Source organism: Planktosalinus sp. (assembly GCF_059864935.1).
Window position 1 is genome coordinate 1 of sequence record NZ_JCBCCK010000484.1, and the last position, 1,748, is coordinate 1,748.

1 protein-coding gene is annotated in these 1,748 nt (G+C 45.7%); it reads right to left on the reverse strand.

What is annotated here, in order from left to right; genetic code table 11:
* Positions 1 to 1,748, reverse strand: a 1,748-nt coding sequence (locus tag AC6F75_RS14075; RefSeq protein WP_500715721.1) for a TonB-dependent receptor domain-containing protein, incomplete at both ends; no start/stop codon positions are given.

Sequence of the window (1,748 nt, forward strand, 5' to 3'; positions counted from 1 at the left end):
GACCATAAACGGCGCCCCGGGACGCAACCCTGCAGGCATGCGGGCTACTTCATAAGTGCTGTCAAACAGGTTGTTGATGTTGGTAAACAAGGTCACCCGCGATGAATAGAAATACTTGGCCGAAAAGTCAACTATAAAATGACTCCCCACCTCAAATTCCTGCGGAATAACTCCTGTTCCGGCAACGGTCCTAAAGGCATCAGTATACCGGCCACTCAGGCTGATATTGAAAATGGAGTTTTCAAGTGCAGCGGTTACGTTAAACTGGTTGCGGGCGATGTATGGAATTTCGTCACCATCGGCCACCTCGCCAAAAATACCTACGGTACTGGCAAAATCACTTTGAAATCGGGCATCGGTAAAGGTGTAGGAAATTGTTACAGGAAGTTTTAAATGGCCTTCTGTAAAGCGTAGTACATCAAAGTTAAGTAAGACCTCAACACCTTTTACAAGGGCCTCACCGGCGTTAAACAGGTCAAGTGAACCTGTTCCTCCCGAGGCTGCCAGGTCACTGCCCAGCATATTGTCATAATTGTTGTAGAAGCCCACGAGTTCGCCGCGCAAACCGTTGTAATTAAAACGGGTTCCCAGTTCCAGATTGATACTTTCTTCGGATTTGCTGCCTTCTGTGGTTCCTGGAGGTGCAAAGCCTTTGTGCACTCCACCAAAAACAGAGAATTCATTGGAAAAGCGGTAGTTGGCTCCAATACCCGGAATCCAGACATCAACTTTGTTTTCGGCTGTTGTTAGCTCAAATCCGGTACGGTTGGGGTCGTTTTTGCCATAATCGTTTCGCGTAAGCGTGATATTTTCATAACGCACACCCGGGGTTAATGTCAAACCGTTGAAAGCAACTTTGTACAAAACGTGAGCAGCCAAAGCTTCGGCACTGGTAATGCGGTTAGCGTCGCTGCCTTTGGTGGCTACCGTAGTGCGAATCATTTCACGGTTTTGAATGGCATATTTATCCTTCCACTGAAAACGGTCTTCAAAATCCTCGTGATACCGAACCCCGATTTCCAAATCCTGATACAGCTTTTCGCCAAAGTGGATGTTGGCTACTGACTGAATCCCACGTGATTCATATTCGCGGTTGTTGGCTTTTAGGCCGAAAACATCATTTGGTGTGTTGCTGTTGCCTAAAAGGGCCTGATATTCATTTGGAAATTCCTCAGGACGTGCCAGCACATTGCTGATACTAACCCTTCCGTTAAGGTCAACATCATCCAGCTTGTACCAGTTGCGGTTAAAATTGTTTTGATATCCCGTAGTTTTAATGGTAACATTTTGAAGGGGACGAATAAAGTGGTCAATTTGAAATTGCATATGCTCGGTATCAATTCTGTCAGCAGAAGAAGCGATGTATCTTCGGTATGGATTTACGTCAAAATCATCTTGTGTCAATCCCAGATAGGTTTCATTGGAAATTTCTTCAGAATACTGAAACTTCAATTGCACCGATTGAAACACGCGGGCATCACGATTGGTGTTTACACGGAATTTAGCCAGGTAATCACTCTTGTCAAATCCTGTATTCCCGCCATTATCCAGTGCCTTAAACCCGTCTGAATTGTAATTGAAATATTGGGTCACAAAACCGAAGTTTTCACGGGAGTCGCCCACACTAAGCTCTGTACTTCGACTGTGGTAATTTCCGGCAGTTAAACGCGCTTCGCCCGAAAGGGTAGTGGGGATTGACTTAGAAACCATATTGATGGCACCGCCAGTGGTGTATGGGCCATACTGAG